Origin of the sequence: Seonamhaeicola sp. S2-3 (genome assembly GCF_001971785.1) — a bacterium.
GTDB lineage: Bacteria > Bacteroidota > Bacteroidia > Flavobacteriales > Flavobacteriaceae > Seonamhaeicola.
This window is the reverse complement of record NZ_CP019389.1, coordinates 2463158-2480583: the sequence shown is the minus strand read 5'-3', so window position 1 is coordinate 2480583 and position 17426 is coordinate 2463158. Positions and strand designations below refer to the sequence as shown.

Sequence of the window (17426 nt, the reverse complement as noted above, 5' to 3'; positions counted from 1 at the left end):
ATTGTTTTAATAAACAAATACGAAAAGTAAAAAAGGACAAAAAATAAAGTTCCCCTACCTTACTTAATTACCAAACAATTAAAACTAAGTAATATACCTAAAATTAAAAATTTAAGCGATTATAACAAAATAAAACAAAAAAGGAGCAAACCTTCCTATTACCACTCTCTAAGTTTATTAAGTTCTTCTTGTTCTTTAATTTGTTCTGGAGTAAGTACTTTTAAAAAAGAAGGGTGCTGCTCTATAGCATATTCTATTTTTTTTACAATTTCTTCAGTTGTCTCATTATCGTAATCAATCTGTAATGGTTCTTTAATTTCCATAGATTGAAGAATGTTTTTCTTTTTTATTCGGAGTCCTTTTTTATCGAAAGACCTTCTAAATCCATCTATAACAATGGGTACTACTACGGGTTTATAACGTTTTATAATGTGTGCAGTACCTTTTCTAATGGGTTTAAAAGGGGTTGTGGTTCCTTGCGGAAAAGTAATTACCCAACCATCATCAAGCGCCTTTCCTATGTTAGAAATATCACTCATTTTAACCTGACGAGTAACATCCTGTCCTGCAGCTCTCCATGTACGTTCTATACTTACAGAACCAGCATATGCTAAAAGTTTTGGTAAAAAACCAGCTTTCATAGTTTCTTTAGCGGCTACATAATAAATATTTAATTTGGGATTCCACAAATACCCAACATTTTTTATAGAATCTACTCTACCGCTTAAGCTTGCATTAAACACATGAAACATGGCAACAACATCTGCAAAATACGTTTGATGATTAGAAATAAACAATACGTTTTTATCTGGAAGCGAATTTATAATATCAGAGCCCTCAATCTGTAACTCATTAAATCCGCGAAAGCGTCTATGAGTAATAGCTCCCATGATTCTGATGAGCCATTTTTTTAAAAAGAGTATATGCCCAAAAGGGTTTCGTTTAAATAATCCCATGCAAATTAACGTCAAGTTGGTTAGTGCCTACAAATGTAATAAATCTGCATAACTCCTAAAGCTGATTTATAATGTCTTTAACTTCACTAAGCATCATGGCGGTAGCCCCCCAAACTATATGCCCGTTTAATTTAAACGCAGGCACCTCAACATCAACACTATAAGATGTAGTTACCCTATTTGTAACTACACTTTTACTATCTAAAAAATGAAGCAAATCTACCTCAATAATAGCCTCTACTTCATTCTCTTGCTTTTTAAACTTAGGCGTTTCTTCTGTAATACCCATAAACGGTTGCACATAAAAATTACTTGGTGGTATATAAACTTCGGTTAATTGTTTTACTACTTTTATGTTGTTTTTTGGTACTCCAATTTCTTCAAAAGTTTCTCTAACTGCCGTATGTTTTAAGGTTTTATCTTGTTTCTCTAATTTTCCACCAGGAAAACTTATTTGTGCAGAATGTACTCCCTTATAAGTTTTTCTTAATATTAAAACCAGTTTAGTTTTTAAATTGTTATCTGGATAAAACAAAGCTAAAACTCCTGCTTTTTTAGCCTGTTTCATAGCGTTTTTTTGGTGTTTCATCAATTCGTGACGATAAGGTGGCACCATTTTAAACTGCGATGTTTCGGCTGGAAGTGGTATATTTTCTATTTTTGAAACTAATTTCAAGAATTTATAATAATCCATATAGTATGCGCTACGTATTGTTTTTTAGCCTTTGTATGCTTTTACTTAATTGTGAAGATAAAAAAACTAAAAAGAAAAACATTGAAAAACTAACTGAAACAGAAACCGTAAAAAACAAAATTGCAAAAGATTCTATAAATAAGCCAGAACGTGAGTTCCCCAAGCTTAACACTAAAAATGCAATGGAGTTTTTCTTAAACTACAATGAAATACATAAAGAGGATAAAGTACGTATTTTTACAGATTTTGGAAATATTGATATTTTGTTGTTTAAAGAAACAAGATTTCATCGTTCTAACTTCATCTTTTTAACCAAACAAAAATATTTTGACGGCACCCAATTTTACCGTGTAGTTCCAAACTTTATTATTCAAGGTGGCAATGGAGATGATAAGTTAACCCCTAAAAAACGCGCGTATATTGGCAAATATTTATTACCACCAGATACAAAAAGAGGTTTTAAGCACCATAGAGGAGTAGTTTCTATGCCTAGTAGTGAAATTAAAAATCCTCACAAATTAGCATCTCCTTATGAGTTTTTTATTGTACAACAAAAAGGTGGTGCTTACCATTTAGATGGCGATTATACGGTTTTTGGAAAAGTAATAAAAGGTATGGATGTAGTTGATAAAATTGCTGCAGTTGATACTGATGATGGTGAATGGCCTATGAAAAATGTATACATAAGAAAAGTAGAGATTATTGAGTAATTAATCTTTATAAATATTAGGTAACATAATTTCAAACTTTACCGCCAACAACCTAATAGCTATTACTACAGAACCCGCTATTAAAAACACTATATTTTCTTGAATAGGAAATTGGTTTAATAAAAAGTAAATAATACCTCCAGCAATACATGCAGTTGCATAAATTTCTTTACGGAAAATAACAGGAATTTCATTGCATAAAATATCGCGAATAACACCTCCAAAACTAGCAGTCATAGTCCCTAAAGCTATACAAATTATGGGGTGTAAATCTGCTTGTATACCTTTTTCTATACCCACAACCGTATATAAACCAATCCCAATAGTATCAAACAAAAACAACGATGTTCTTAAATAATTTATTTTACTCCTGAAAATAATAGCAAAAACTGCCGATGTTATAATTACATAGGTGTAAGTCATATCATTCATCCAACCTACAGGTGTGTTACCAATAAGCAAATCTCTTAGAGTGCCTCCGCCAACTGCCGTAACAAAGGCTATAATTAGCACCCCAAACAAATCCATTTTCTTATTAAAAGCTACCAAAACACCAGAAATAGCAAAAGCAATGGTACCTAATATATCTATAGTGTAAAACATTACATATTTTGTGTATAGTAGTTGTAATCTTTTAAAATAACATCAATAAACTCAACATCTGTTTTTTGCTGAACTTCTTTAATTTCAACCACTTCTATTATTTTTTTTCTAAGTTTAATTAATGTTGGATAATCTTTTGAAGCTTTTGCTCTTATAAAAGTATCTTTTATAATACGTGCATCGTTATCAGATAACTTAATAACATTAGGATATGTTGGCACGTAATCTTCTTTTAAATCTTCTAAAATAGTATGACTTATATTCACTTTATTTTTTAGTGATATAACCGACGTTCCCGCTGTCATATCACCTAAACGTTGGTTTTTATCGCTCATAATAATAGCTATAAGTGCTACCACTCCACTCATTATATTTAAATCTACAATTCTAAAAAACCACCTAATTACAAAATCTGCTAATGAAGCTTGATACCCATCAATTTTCACCACCTGAATTTTTAAGATACGCTTGCCAAGTGTTTGTCCGTCTAAAATACTTTCAAAAATTAAGGTGTAAAAGATTACAGGCAAATAAAAAGACACATAAATAGCTGCTTGAGACCAATTATCCATGCCTCTAACCAATTCATCAACCTTAAACCAATTAAAAATAAGTTGATAGGTTACAATGATGTAGGCTATTTTAATAATCCAATCTATTACATAAGCCAAAATACGTTCGCCCACACTGGCAGCTGTAAAATTAATATTTACATTTTGGGTTGTATTTATTTGTAATTCTACCATATATGTGGCTGCTTTTCTTATTACAAATCTATTGTAAATTATTGTAAGATATAAAGCACTTTTAATAAAAATTTGTTTAGTTTTGGTTTTGCATGAGAGAAGTAGCCTTTATTAAACAGAATAAAGAAAAATGGCTAAACTTTGAAAAAGCCATTTTTGGAAAAACTTTAAAAAACCCAGACGAACTAGCCTCACTTTACATTCATTTAGTAAATGATCTTTCCTATGCACAAACTTACTACCCTAAAAGTAAAACCGTTCTTTATTTGAACAATTTGGCGGCTAAAGCCTTTCAAAAAATTTATAAAACTAAACGGCAAGACACTAACCGGTTTGTTCATTTCTGGAAAATTGAAGTACCACTAATTGTGTACCAATACAGACGTTACGTGCTCTATGCCTTTCTTATTTTTTTAAGTTTTGTTGCCATTGGAGCGCTTTCGGCAGCATTTGATGATTCTTTTGTTAGACTTATTCTAGGAGATCATTATGTAAATATGACTTTAGAAAATATTGAAAAAGGAGATCCTGTTGCAGTTTATAAAAGTGGGAGTAATTGGGGAAGCGCATTTGGTATTACTTTAAACAATCTTTATGTTGGTATTAGCTCTTTTATTTTTGGCGTTTTTGGTGGCTTAGGAACTGGTTATTATGTTTTAAACAACGGTATTATGCTAGGGGCTTTTCAGTATATGTTTTATAAACATGGAGTGCTTTGGGAAAGTGTTCGTGGTATTTGGATTCATGGTGCTATGGAAATTTTTGCTATAATTATTGAAGCTGCTGCTGGTTTTATGTTAGGTGCCAGTATTTTATTCCCTAAAACATATTCTAGAATGACATCTTTTAAAATGGGTGTTAAAGATGGGGTTAAAATACTTATTAGCACCTTTCCATTTACTATTGCTGCTGGCATTTTAGAAGGTTATGTTACTCGTTACTCTAACATAATGCCCAATTGGTTATCGGTTGGTATTATTTTAATAACCCTTAGTATTATTTCATTTTACTATTTAATATACCCATTTATTTTACATAAAAAATTAAAAAACAAACATGCAATTATATAAGTCTAGAGGTTTTAGTGAATTTTTTCAAGACACCTTTGCTTTTCTAAAACAAAGTGGTAAACATTTTTTTAAGCACTACTTCATCGTCAATGGTATTTTCTTATTAATACTTATTGTTATGGGGTATTTTTTCACCAAGTTCTATACAGATGTTGTTTTTGGTGGTTTAATAGGCGGACAAAGTACTACGGCAATAGATGATTACATGAATGACAACTTAGGGCTATTCATTTTATTTTTATTAGTTTTTGTAATTGTAGCCTTAGTATCGGGTATTGTTTCTTATGCTTACGTGCCCATTTACCTAAAACTTTACGAAGAAAAAGGCGAAAAAAACTTTAGCACAAATGATATTGTTACGCTATATAAAAATAATATTGGTAAACTATTTACCTATTTAGTTTGCTGTTTGGTTATAGCTATTCCTATGGCAATCTTATTTTTAATAGGCGCTTTTGCTTTAATGATAACTATAATTGGTTTTCTAGCATTACCATTGTTAGTTGGTGGTTTTATGCTGTTTTTTGCAATGGTTTTAATGGAATATTTAGAAGACAAAAAAGGCATTTGGGATTGTTTTGGTTACTCTTGGGGTTTAATTACTTCAAAATTTTGGGCTGCCATTGGTAGTGTGGGGCTTTTTTACTTAATGAGTTATATAGCTCAAAATGTGGTGTCATTAATTCCGTATTTTTTTGGTATGGCTAGCTTTTTAACCACTATAGAACAGGGAGGGCCAACCGATGAGGAATTAGGCTCTACCATGATGATTGTTATGATGCTTGTGTTCTTTTTATCATTCCTTATAAGTGCTGTTTTAGGTATTATAGTACAACTTAATCAAGGTATTGTTTTTTATAGTTTAAAAGAAGACAAAGAAAATATTAACACAAAAGATATTATAGACCAAATAGGATCTGGTGAATAAAACACTCTGGCTACATATTATTTTTCTATCTATTGGCTTTTTAGGCTACCCTAAAACCTACAATCCTGTTTTTGTAGTAAGTGATAGCTTAAAAGTTGATACCTCAACACAAATATCGCCTCGTAATTTTGATGATTTAAATGAAGTTTACACTGGCGAAGACTATGTTTATGAGCGTACTATTGAAAGTTCTGGCTGGTGGACTCGTTTTAAACAATGGCTAAGCGATTTTTTTAAAGACCTCTTTAGCATCACAAATGAAGGACAAGCATCAAAAGCTACTGATATTGCTATAAAAATTGCTGGAGTTATCATTTTTCTACTGGTAATTTATTTCATTTTTAAAGCCGTAATAAATAAAGAAGGTACTTGGGTATTTGGTAAATCTTCAGACAAAAACATTATCCCAGTAACCGATATTGAAAACAATATTCACGCCACAGATTTTAAAAAACTTATTGAAAATGCCGAAAAAGAAAACAATTACCGTTTAGCCATTCGGTATTATTATTTGTGGCTTTTAAAACAATTAACCCAAGCCGAAATTATTGAATATGATGTTGAAAAAACCAATAGCGATTATCAAAACGAAATCACTCAAAATCAAATAAAAAAAGAGTTTGCATACACCTCATATTTATACAATTACATTTGGTATGGCGAGTTTAATGTAAGCCCTACAGAATTTGACCAAGCCAAACATGCATTTACTAAATTTTTAAAATCTGTAAAAGCATGAACAAAACATTAAAAATATACGTTGGTTTACTTATACTACTTTTTGTGGTAGTTATTATTATTGATTTTTCTAGACCAAAGCCTATTAATTGGACTCCCACTTACAATGAGTTACACAAAAGACCTTATGGCACATATATTTTGTATGACCAACTAAAAAACTTATTCCCTAATAGCGAGGTAAAAAACATAAAAGTAACTCCTTACGAGTATTTTGATGGTTTTTATAGTTGGGAAGATAGCCTTTACAACACGAATGGCACCTACATGCTTATTGATAATTATGCAGACGTAGATGATGTTTCGGCACAAGAAATATTAGACTTTGCATCACACGGAAATGATATTTTTATTTCATCTAATTATCCTCCATCAAAAATTTTAGATTCGCTTTCTATAGATATTAAAAACCAATATAATTTTAAAGGAAAAGCCGAACTAAGCTTTACAAACCCCATACTTAAAAAAGATTCTATTACAATAGAGAAAGGTTTAAGCAACTACTATATTTCAAAATTAGATTCATCTGCAACCACAGTTTTAGGATATCAAAAATTTGATACCATTAACAGAATTAATTACATAAAAGTACAACACGGTTTAGGCAATGTGTTTTTACACTTACAGCCCGTAGTTTTTACAAATTACCATTTATTAAAAAAGAATAATAAAAAATATGCTGCGGCAGTACTATCGTATTTAAATGATGAAACCATTCATTTTGATTCTCCTAATAAAGTTGATGCTAATTTAAGTAGATCTCCTTTACGCTTTATACTAAGTAAACCAGCCTTAAGAAATGCATGGTGGCTTGCCCTAGCAACCTTAGTGTTATTTATGGTTTTTAATGCCAAACGTAGGCAACGTATTGTAAAAATTATTAAGCCACTTGAAAATTCAACAGTGGCTTTTACTAAAACCATTGGTAATTTATATTACGAAACCAAAGACCATAATACAATTATTGAGAAAAAAATAACGTACTTTTTAGAACATTTAAGACGAACATTTTTTGTTGACACAGAACTATTAGACGATAAATTTGTAAAAAACCTGAGTTTAAAAGCAAATAAAAACAAGAAAGACATACAGCTTTTAATAACGCTTATTTTAAATTTAAAAGCCAAAAGTAACTGCACCGAAGCAGATTTACTTAAACTAAACAAAGCAATTGAAGATTTTTATACCAAATAAATTATGGAGCATTTAGAGAACCCAAATAATGACGCTTTAGAGCCTAAAAACGAGCAAGAAAAATTGGAACAAACACATTCTGAAAATGAAACCAATGAAGAAGCTAATTTAGATTTCAAAACTCGGATAGATTTAACCGAATTACAAGAAGGCATTACACTTATTAAAAACGAAATAAGCAAAGTAATTGTTGGTCAAAAAAGTATGATTGATTTACTCATAGCTTCTATTTTGGCTAACGGTCATTCGCTAATTGAAGGCGTTCCAGGTGTTGCAAAAACCATTTCAGCTAAATTATTGGCTAAATCTTTAGATATTGATTTTAGTAGAATTCAGTTTACGCCAGATTTAATGCCTAGTGATATTTTAGGAACATCGGTATTCAATATAAAATCTTCAGAATTTGAATTTAAACAAGGGCCTATCTTCTCTAACATGATTCTTATTGACGAGATAAACAGAGCACCTGCCAAAACACAAGCTGCCCTTTTTGAAGTTATGGAAGAACGCCAAATAACTATAGATGGTAATAAATACACCATGGATTTACCTTTTATAGTTTTAGCCACCCAAAACCCTGTAGAACAAGAAGGTACTTACCGCTTACCAGAAGCACAATTAGACAGATTCTTATTTAAAATTGATATAGATTATCCTAATTTAGATGAAGAAATTGAAATTATAAATAGAGAGCAGTCATTAAAAGGAGATACAAAAACCAATAAAATAACCGCACATTTATCAAAAGAACAAATTGGTAAATTTCAAGATTTAGTAAATGAAGTCATTATAGAATCGCATTTAGTAAAATATATTGCAGATATTATTGTGAACACCAGAAACAACCCTTTTTTATACCTTGGCGCCTCACCAAGAGCCTCCATTGCCATTTTAAAAGCAAGCAAAGCATTTGCCGCTATGAATGGTAGAGATTTTGTTACACCAGAAGACATTAAACAAGCTGCTATTCCCGTATTGCAACATAGAGTAATAGTTACTCCAGAACGCGAAATGGAAGGTGTTACAACCAAACAAATTATAAAACAAATTATTGAAGCTGTTGAAATTCCAAGATAAACTTTTAACTTTTAACTTTTAACTTTTAACTTTTAACAAGATTAGTGAAACGCCTTAAACCATTTTACATACAAAACCGTTTCTTTTATGCCTGTATAGGTATCATGATTTTATTTATCATCAGTTTTGTATTTCCTGTATGGTTTAATACCGTGCGGTTATTGCTATTAGTTTTAGTTGCTTTAACATTTCTAGACACATTAATTCTTTTTGCTACAAAACGAGGAATTAAAGGTGTTAGAACTTTACCAGAAAAATTATCAAACGGAGACCAAAATCCTATTCATTTAAGCATTGAAAACTTTTACACGTTTCCTATTTACATTAGAGTTATTGATGAAATACCCGTACAATTTCAAGTTAGAAATTTTAAAATAGACCGAAAACTTGCCCCTTCTAGTATTACCAAATTAGAATATGAATTAAGACCTACTGAACGTGGCGAATATCATTTTGGAAAACTAAACATTTATGTATCATCAGTTTTTGGACTAGTAGCTCGTAGATTTAGTTTTAATGATGGCGAAATGGTACCAACCTACCCCAGTTTTATTCAATTAAGAAAATACAATTTGTTAGCTATAAGCAACAACCTAAACCAATACGGCATAAAAAAAGTGCGCAAATTGGGACACACTATGGAGTTTGAACAAATTAAAGAATATGTTTTAGGCGATGATTTACGAACCATAAACTGGAAAGCTACTGCTAAGAAAAACCAGTTGATGGTAAACCAATATCAAGATGAAAAATCACAACCTATTTATTCGGTTATAGATAAAGGAAGGGTTATGAAAATGCCTTTTGATGGTTTATCGCTTTTAGATTATGCTATAAATGCCGCTTTGGTAATATCAAACGTAGCCTTAAAAAAACAAGATAAAGCAGGTATTTTTTCGTTCTCAAAAAAAGTTGAAAACAGAGTGGTTGCAGAACGTAGATCTTCTCAAATGAATTTAATTTTAGAAGGACTTTACAATGTGAATACCGATTTTTTTGAAAGTGATTTTGGCAGATTATATGCCGATATAAAACGAAATATCACCCAGCGAAGTTTAATTTTACTTTATACAAATTTTGAAACTTTAGATGGTTTGCACCGCCAACTCCCCTATTTAAAAGGTATAGCTAAAAGTCATTTATTAGTGGTTATTTTCTTTAAAAATACAGAACTAAATAACCTAATACACAATAAAGCCGAAACAGTTCAACAAGTTTATGACAAAGTAATTGCCGAAAAATTTGCTTTTGAAAAACGCCTAATTGTAAATGAGCTTAAAAAATATGGTATCTACTCTATTCTTACTACACCAGAAAACTTAACCATTGATACTATTAATAAGTATTTAGAAATAAAAGCCAGAGGACTTCTTTAATATGTTACTGGTACTTTCTTTTATTAAACCAGTTGCCTATAAAGCTTAAATTTAAAGTGATTTTATGATAATTTTCTTGTACCAAATTATCTTGAATAGTTCCTTCTCTTCCATAAGAATAAGCCACATTTAACCTTGCTCTGTTAGATAAAGGTAAGCCTAAACCAACTGATGCAAAATAACTATCAATTTTTTGGTCTGATATGCTTAAAAACCCTGTATTATAATTTAAACCTAATCTATATTTAACATTTCCTAAGTAGCTATTTTTATTTAATGGTGAAAATTCGGCACCAAAGGCATAAATATCTTGGTTTGTATAACGTTCGTTATTTTGTAATTGGTCAGTATCATCCCAAAACAATTTTTTATAATCAAAACTTGTTGTTAATGATGCGTTTAGCTTTGTTGTTAAGCCCAAACCAAAAGACAAAGGAAGTTCAAAATCATCAAGATCATTATCAACTTCACTATCAAAAATAGTTGATGTACCGCTAGCAGAAGTTTTATAAGAACTTCTTTCTTGGCTACCTGTTAAATTAGTTGGTAATTCTACAACAGCGCCTACGGTAACTTCTTTGTTTTCAGATTTAAACACATCATACTGTAAACCTGCTTTTAGCTTCATTCCTCTGTAATAATTTTCATCTGTTATATTAACATAATAGTCATAATATACATTAGTTTCTTGATTAATTGAGCCAAAAAGGTAAGACAAGTCTACTCCTAAAGAAAGTTTATCAAATAAAGTATACCCACCAGCTACGTAAACTTTATTTAAACCTCCAGAACCTGTAATTCTAGTTAAATATGCTTCATTAGAACCTTCTGCTGTACCGTCTATATCAATATCATAACCTACTTTTGTATAAGGCAACAGACCAAAACTCATCCCTAAATTTTTCTTTAAAGGAAAAGCCATTACCACATGAGATACGTTATAATCATAAGTGTTTTCACTTACATCATGGGTTTTTATTGTAGAGTACATACCATTTAAACCAAATTCATATAAGAAAGTTTTTAGTTTTATATTACCTAAACTAGCAGGATTATATAAGTTTATTTCGCCTTCATTATTTTGTGCTATTCCAGTATTACCTAATCCTGTTAAGCCTCCTGTAGCTGTTTTGTTTTCTATACCCAAACCAAACAAAGAATAAGGTGTGCTTGTATCATTTTGTGAAAAACATGATACGGTTGTAATAAAGAATAGAAAAAATTGTATTTTCTTCATTTAAAATTATTTAATATTCTAAGTATGTAACACTCAGTTTTATATTATTATCATCTTCGTTAAGGTCATCAATTATAACACTATCAACAGTTTTATTGTAGTCTATAAATTGAATCATTATAGCATAGTTTAAATCTGTTTCAGAATTAAAAATAGTTTCTACAAAACCACTCATATCTATACTGTAATAAGTACTTTCATTAAACTCATCACTATCTTGATTTAATATAGCATAACTTGTATTGGCATCAGCATCTGTAAGTTGACTTACAATTCTATTTTTATTATCAACAATATAAACCGCTAGAGAGTCTTGTAATGGTCTTGTTTCATCATAACTATTTAAAAGAGGCGCAAAGGTTAATTCTGCGCTCAAGCTAGTACTTTCATCAGATAAAGTTTTTAAATATTTTAAAGTAGGCATTTCTATTCTAGCTGAAACACCTATACCGCCTTGAGCAAAAATTAATTGATCTGTATCATAACTATCAATAGTAGTTTCTTGATCATCAAGGTTTTCAATAACAGTACCGCTTAAATTATTTTTTATGGTATTAAACTGTTTATCTGATGATGGTATATAGAAGTTTATTACATGATCATTATCCTCGTTAGTATCGTCATTATCTTCTGTATAAAATATTCTCATACCAGAATTATTTTCTATATCTGAACTAGATGTATAAGTAAACCCTAATACGTTGCTATCTACAAGTGTATCTGGTATTACTGTTAAACCATAGAAATACTGAATAAAATCATCAGTACTGTTAATATCGTTATCTCTTATTTTATTAAATATTTCTTCACCTAAATCTTTATCTATAGGTATATATATTGAATCTGAAGTACTAGTAGGTCTAGGACTAAATGTAAACTCTCCTAAAGGCTCTTCATCATACTCAAGTTTAGACACATTATAAAAAGCATCATCATCTTCTGGTGGTTCAAAGTATTCTAGCAACCTATGTACCTTATAGGTTTGTACTCGGGTAGTATCGCCGTAATAGTAATTATCATAATTTAAAACTAAGCCAATAGAATCATAAACAGCATCTGAGCTTATAGAAAAATCAGAATTCACTACTTGAAAATACGATTGTGCGGTTAAGTTGCCAAAATAGTCATCTTTTACGCTTCCTAATAAAATACGACTTGTACTTGATGTAATTAAAGAATCTAACTTAAAGGTACCTGCGTTAATGGTAAATGTATCTAGCACTTTTAAGTTAACATCGTTGTCTATAAAATCACTACCTACAGGATAGCTTTTTATGTCATCACTGCATGAAAACATAAAAAACATAATTATAGTACCAATAAAAAATATCTTCATTTCACTTTTTTAAAAAGCAAAACTATTGGTAGATAAAACAATTACCTGCTCAAAATAGACTAACTATTGTTTTTTATAGACGAGTATGTAAAATTTTTGTTAAAATTCTAATATTCAATTAATTAAGACTTTCGTAGATTCAAACAAGTATAATATAGACAAAAACTACTCATTGGTCTATTTTGTAATGTTTTTAAAACTAGTAGCTTCTAAATTTGCCTAATATTTAGCAAAGAAATTATTAAAAAATAAACAAAACCATATGAATTTATTAAAAAAGAATACCATTTTATGCTTAACAGTCCTATCAATATTTTCTGTTGGATGTAGTTCTGACGACGATGGTGATGAATACGGAAACTGGGTAGAGAGCTCTACTTTTGATGGAGATTCTAGAGGAAATGCTGTTAGTTTTACAATAGGAACTAAAGGATATTTAATAACTGGTTATGATGGGGATGATTACTTATCAGATACTTGGGAGTATAATTCAGAAGAAGATTATTGGGTTAGAAAAGCAGATTTTCCTGGTGTAGCTCGTAGTGGAGCCGTTGGTTTTGCTTTAAACGGAAAAGGATATATAGGTACTGGTTATGACGGTAGCGATGAACTTAATGACTTTTGGGAATATGACCCAGACACAAATGAATGGACACAAAAAGCAGATTTCATAGGTACTGCAAGGTATGGTGCTATTGGATTTGCTGTTAACGGTTATGGATACATTGGTACTGGTTATGATGGCAGTGAACAAAAAGATTTTTATAAATATGATGCTACTACAGACACATGGGAACAAATAGTAGGTTTTGGAGGCGAAAAACGCCAAAATGCTTCAGTATTTGTTATAAATGATGTTGCCTACATAGGAACTGGTTCTAATGATGGGGCTGCAGAATACGACTTCTACTCGTTTGATGGCACTACTTGGACACAGTTAACAGATTTAGATGATGATGATTTAGACGAAACAATAACCTTTAGCAACAGTGTTGGCTTTTCTTTAAATGGTAAAGGTTATTTTGCAACTGGCTTAAGTGGTGCCTTAACTACTGCTTGTTGGGAATATGACCCTACAGATGATTCATGGGATGAAGTACCTGATTTTGAAGGTACTGCTAGACAAGATGCTTCTGCTTTCACTTTCGACTCTAAAGTGTTTGTTTTAATGGGAAGAAGTAGTAGCTACTATTTTGATGATGTTTGGGAATTTAGACCAGATGAGTTAGAAGACGAAGATGATTAATTATTTGATTAATAGATAGTTTGGTTTGTTTAATAAAATAAGGTTGAATTAAAGTGTTTCTTTTTAAATAGCTTTATTCAGCCTTATTTTCTCAAAAAAATAACTACTATTGAATACATTTTAATAATGATTTACTATATTTTTGAATAAATTTTAACATTGAAAACTAATAAAAAAATACCACCTGTAATTATCCATATTCTAGTATGGATATTTTTTTTGGTAACAAGTGCTTCCCAAATTTATTTAAAAATTGGTCATATCCCATCAGATTTCATTGTACGCTCATTATTATTAATAACTGCTTTCTACTTAAACTATAGTCTTTTTGTTCCGCACTTACTATTAAACAAAAAGGTGCCTCTCTTTTTTTTAGTAATAATTGCTTTTAGCCTTTTCTTTTTATTCATAATGCAAGAAACATTACCTAGACCTAATTTTAAACCTCCAGGTGATTTTGGCATGCAAGAAAATGAAATGCCTCCAAAAAAACCACATCCTTTTTTACTAAATTTTAGAGTTTTTTTTCCTTCTGGCGGATTATTACTTTTAGTTTTTGCAATAAGTACTAGTGTGAAATTAGGTATAGAGTGGTTTAAATCTGAAAAAAAACGGGTATTAATAGAATCTGAAAAAGTAAATTCTGAACTCTCATTTTTAAAAGCACAGCTCAACCCTCACTTTTTATTTAATTCTCTTAACAGTATTTATTCTTTAGCCCATAAACAATCTAAAGACACTACAAATGCCATTGTTATTTTATCAGACTTAATGCGCTATATGATTTATGAAGCTAATAAAGAATTGGTTCCGTTAGAAAAAGAAATTGAATACATAAAAAATTATATTTCACTTCAACTCCTGCGTTTAAAAGATTCTAGCAATGTAAAAGTAAATATTCATGGTAATTTAAACTACGGCATAGAACCTTTACTTCTAATATCTTTTATAGAAAATGCTTTTAAATACGGAACAGACTTTAAAGGCAAAACCAATATCATAATTAAAATTCATGTTGAAGATGAACTTTTAAAACTTTATGTTTACAACTCTGTATCGCACCAACAACCAAAAAATGAAAATTCTGGTATAGGTTTGGAAAATATTAAAAATAGACTAAAATTACTATACCCAAACCAGCATACTATTAATATAAAAAATGAAAAAAATAGTTATGAGGTTAATTTAATGCTAAAACTAAAAAAGCTATGATAACATGTATTATAATTGATGATGAGCCTTTAGCATTAGAATTATTAGAAGATTTTATTTCTAAAATATCTTTTTTAGAATTAATAGCTTCCTGCTCTAATGGGTTTGAAGCCACAAATATTTTACACCAACAAAAGATTGATTTGATTTTTACAGATATTGAAATGCCCAATTTTTCTGGCATTGACATAATTAAATCACTTGAATATAAACCACACTTTATTTTTACAACGGCATATTCTCATTATGCTGTAGAAGGTTTTAACCTTAACGCTATTGATTATCTTGTTAAACCCATTCCTTTTCATAGATTTTTAAAAGCCGCAACTAGAGCTTTAAATGTAATTACAGAAAAACCTGAAACAACCATAACTGTTGAAAAACCTAGTACAGAACCTGAGTTTATTTTTGTTAAATCTGAATACGAGAATTTAAAAGTTAATGTTAATGAGATAAAATACATTGAAGGGCTAAAAGACTATGTTAAAATTTACACAGGCAATAAAAAACCTATTTTAACACTAAACAGTTTAAAAAAGTTTGAAGAAAAGCTTGGTCAAAAAAATTTTATTAGGGTGCATAAATCTTTTATAGTATCTATTAACCATATTCATTCTGTACAACGCAACAGAATAATTATTGATGACAAACGCATACCTATTGGGGTTAGTTATAAAAACGACTTTATTAAAAAAATAGATTACTAATTTTTTATTTATAAAAATAAAAAGCCCCTTTAACAAATAACTCATTAAAGGGGCTTTTTACTACTAATAAACCTAACTAAACCTCTTCACTTAACCACGCTTTCATCATCCAAACAGTTTTTTCTTGTTCTGTAATAAAATCGCTCATCATACTATTAGTACCCTCATCATTAACATCTCCTGCTTTTTCAAGTATAGCTCTTTCTATTTTAAGTAATTCTACTAAAGAATTAACAATTAATCTTACTGCTTTTACATCTTCAGAAATATTTTTTCCTACAGGTACTTTTGCTGCAGCAGAATAATCTTCAAAAGTATGTAATGGCGTTTCACCTAAGGTTAAAATACGCTCTGCTATTTCATCAACTTTCACATTAGCATCTGTGTAAAGTTCTTCAAACTTTTCATGTAAATTAAAAAAACTTTTCCCTTTTATATTCCAATGAATACCTCTAAGGTTTTGATAATAAATTTGAAAATTGGCTAACAATTGATTTAAATCATTGGCTAAATCCTTTGTTTCTGCACTGTCTAATCCTATACTATTTAATGTCATGTCTTATAATTTTTATTTATTACAAATTTAACTTATTATTACATGTTTTTATCATAATTTTTATTGATTGTTTTTATATTTTTATAACCTAAATTGATGAGTATGACAATTACGCAACTATATTATGTTTTGGCTGTAGCTGAACATCAAAACTTTACAAAAGCAGCCGAAAAATGTTATGTAACACAGCCTACATTAAGTATGCAAATTCAAAAGTTAGAAGACCAACTTAATGTTCAGATTTTTGACCGCAGCAAAAAACCTATAGAACTAACTGAAGTTGGTAAAAAAATAGTTACTCAAGCTAGAAATATTGTTAATGAATCTTATAGAATACAAGATATTGTAGACCAACAAAAAGGGTTTATTGGTGGCGAGTTTAAGTTAGGAATTATTCCAACTATAATGCCAACACTGTTACCTATGTTTTTAAAAACGTTTATTAAAAAACACCCAAAAGTTAAGCTAAAAATTGAAGAATTAACTACCGAGGATATTATTGCTAGAATTAAAGACGGACATTTAGATGCAGCTATTGCTGCCACCCCCTTAGAAGATGAAAACATTAAAGAACGGGTAATTTATTTTGAACCTTTTGTAGGCTATATTCCTAAAAACCACAGGTTGTATGGAAAACAAAAAATAGACAGTAGTGATTTAGAAGTTGATGATATGCTTTTACTTGAAGATGGACACTGTTTTAGAGATGGTGTTATTAATTTATGTAAGGCTTTTAAAAAAAATACAGATGATAAATTTCAATTAGAAAGTGGTAGTATTGAAACCCTTATTAAACTTTCTGATGAAGGTTTAGGTATGACCCTACTTCCTTATCTACATACTTTAGATATTAAAGAAAAAGACCATTTGCATTACTTTAATGAGCCTTCTCCAGCTAGAGAAGTAAGCATAATTTATCATAAAAGTGAACTAAAATTGCAAATAATAGAAGCACTACAAGATGTAATTGCTGGAATAGTAAGGGGGGCTATAGCATTTCAGGATGTAAAAATAATTAGCCCTCTACCTAAATAAAAAAA

At 30.1% G+C, this 17426-nt stretch carries 18 protein-coding genes; 11 read left to right on the top strand and 7 right to left on the bottom strand.

The features are described from left to right. Positions 1-158: 158 nt before the first annotated feature. Entirely contained in the window at positions 159-956 is a 798-nt protein-coding gene (locus BWZ22_RS10765) for a 1-acyl-sn-glycerol-3-phosphate acyltransferase (protein ID WP_076699944.1), read from the bottom strand. A 55-nt stretch (positions 957-1011) separates the two neighbouring features. Further along, on the bottom strand, positions 1012-1632 hold the full coding sequence (locus BWZ22_RS10760) for a CoA pyrophosphatase (protein WP_371326804.1): 621 nt from the start codon (positions 1630-1632) through the stop codon (positions 1012-1014). Between the two features lie 23 nt (positions 1633-1655). Here BWZ22_RS10760 and BWZ22_RS10755 point away from each other — a divergent pair, with 23 nt between their 5' ends. Continuing rightward, a complete protein-coding gene (locus BWZ22_RS10755; RefSeq protein ID WP_076702443.1) occupies positions 1656-2360 on the top strand; it encodes a peptidylprolyl isomerase in 705 nt (234 codons plus the stop codon). On the opposite strand, the gene BWZ22_RS10750 is transcribed toward BWZ22_RS10755, so the two are convergent. Together BWZ22_RS10750 and BWZ22_RS10745 are read right to left on the bottom strand one after the other, a co-directional pair. Further along, positions 2361-2963: a trimeric intracellular cation channel family protein gene (locus BWZ22_RS10750; RefSeq protein WP_076699941.1), complete on the bottom strand. Its 603-nt coding sequence runs from the start codon at positions 2961-2963 to the stop codon at positions 2361-2363. Beyond that, complete coding sequence (locus BWZ22_RS10745) at positions 2963-3709, bottom strand: RDD family protein (protein ID WP_076699939.1); 747 nt, start codon at positions 3707-3709, stop codon at positions 2963-2965. The genes BWZ22_RS10750 and BWZ22_RS10745 overlap by 1 nt, the downstream gene beginning before the upstream one ends. 92 nt (positions 3710-3801) lie before the next feature. On the opposite strand from BWZ22_RS10745, the gene BWZ22_RS10740 reads away from it, so the two are divergent. From BWZ22_RS10740 to BWZ22_RS10715, 6 genes are read left to right on the top strand one after another with little or no spacing between them, the layout of a single operon-like run. Further along, positions 3802-4779, top strand: a complete 978-nt coding sequence (locus tag BWZ22_RS10740; RefSeq protein WP_076699938.1) for a stage II sporulation protein M — start codon at positions 3802-3804, stop codon at positions 4777-4779. After that, complete coding sequence (locus BWZ22_RS10735) at positions 4766-5707, top strand: hypothetical protein (protein WP_076699936.1); 942 nt, start codon at positions 4766-4768, stop codon at positions 5705-5707. The genes BWZ22_RS10740 and BWZ22_RS10735 overlap by 14 nt, the downstream gene beginning before the upstream one ends. Continuing rightward, the gene (locus BWZ22_RS10730; RefSeq protein ID WP_076699935.1) at positions 5700-6446 is read left to right on the top strand and encodes a hypothetical protein; all 747 of its coding nucleotides are present in this window, start codon (positions 5700-5702) and stop codon (positions 6444-6446) included. The genes BWZ22_RS10735 and BWZ22_RS10730 overlap by 8 nt, the downstream gene beginning before the upstream one ends. Further along, positions 6443-7639, top strand: a complete 1197-nt coding sequence (locus BWZ22_RS10725; RefSeq protein ID WP_076699933.1) for a DUF4350 domain-containing protein — start codon at positions 6443-6445, stop codon at positions 7637-7639. The genes BWZ22_RS10730 and BWZ22_RS10725 overlap by 4 nt, the downstream gene beginning before the upstream one ends. Positions 7640-7642: 3 nt before the next feature. Further along, positions 7643-8716, top strand: a complete 1074-nt coding sequence (locus tag BWZ22_RS10720; protein ID WP_083692306.1) for a MoxR family ATPase — start codon at positions 7643-7645, stop codon at positions 8714-8716. Between the two features lie 44 nt (positions 8717-8760). Next, entirely contained in the window at positions 8761-10092 is a 1332-nt protein-coding gene (locus BWZ22_RS10715) for a DUF58 domain-containing protein (RefSeq protein ID WP_076699932.1), read from the top strand. A gap of 4 nt (positions 10093-10096) precedes the next feature. On the opposite strand, the gene BWZ22_RS10710 is transcribed toward BWZ22_RS10715, so the two are convergent. Together BWZ22_RS10710 and BWZ22_RS10705 are read right to left on the bottom strand one after the other, a co-directional pair. Next, positions 10097-11329, bottom strand: coding sequence for an OmpP1/FadL family transporter (locus BWZ22_RS10710; protein ID WP_076699930.1), 1233 nt, complete (start codon positions 11327-11329; stop codon positions 10097-10099). A gap of 10 nt (positions 11330-11339) precedes the next feature. Further along, positions 11340-12665 (bottom strand): DUF4270 family protein, encoded by a 1326-nt coding sequence (locus BWZ22_RS10705; RefSeq protein WP_076699929.1) that lies wholly within the window; start codon positions 12663-12665, stop codon positions 11340-11342. A gap of 262 nt (positions 12666-12927) precedes the next feature. Between BWZ22_RS10705 and BWZ22_RS10700 the strand changes: the two genes are divergently transcribed. The 3 genes from BWZ22_RS10700 (at position 12928) to BWZ22_RS10690 (ending at position 15830) form a co-directional block, all read left to right on the top strand. Beyond that, on the top strand, positions 12928-13911 hold the full coding sequence (locus BWZ22_RS10700; RefSeq protein ID WP_076699927.1) for a kelch repeat-containing protein: 984 nt from the start codon (positions 12928-12930) through the stop codon (positions 13909-13911). A gap of 411 nt (positions 13912-14322) precedes the next feature. Next, positions 14323-15123, top strand: a complete 801-nt coding sequence (locus tag BWZ22_RS10695; RefSeq protein WP_157607952.1) for a sensor histidine kinase — start codon at positions 14323-14325, stop codon at positions 15121-15123. Then, positions 15120-15830 carry a LytR/AlgR family response regulator transcription factor gene (locus BWZ22_RS10690; protein ID WP_371326803.1) on the top strand — a complete coding sequence of 237 codons (711 nt, stop codon included), beginning with the start codon at positions 15120-15122 and terminating at the stop codon, positions 15828-15830. Before BWZ22_RS10695 ends, BWZ22_RS10690 begins: the two co-directional genes overlap by 4 nt. Before the next feature lie 76 nt (positions 15831-15906). Here the strand turns inward: BWZ22_RS10690 and BWZ22_RS10685 are convergent, their stop codons facing one another. After that, positions 15907-16386, bottom strand: a complete 480-nt coding sequence (locus BWZ22_RS10685; protein ID WP_076699924.1) for a Dps family protein — start codon at positions 16384-16386, stop codon at positions 15907-15909. A gap of 102 nt (positions 16387-16488) precedes the next feature. Between BWZ22_RS10685 and BWZ22_RS10680 the strand changes: the two genes are divergently transcribed. Continuing rightward, the gene (locus BWZ22_RS10680) at positions 16489-17421 is read left to right on the top strand and encodes a LysR substrate-binding domain-containing protein (RefSeq protein WP_076699923.1); all 933 of its coding nucleotides are present in this window, start codon (positions 16489-16491) and stop codon (positions 17419-17421) included. Positions 17422-17426 lie beyond the last annotated feature (5 nt).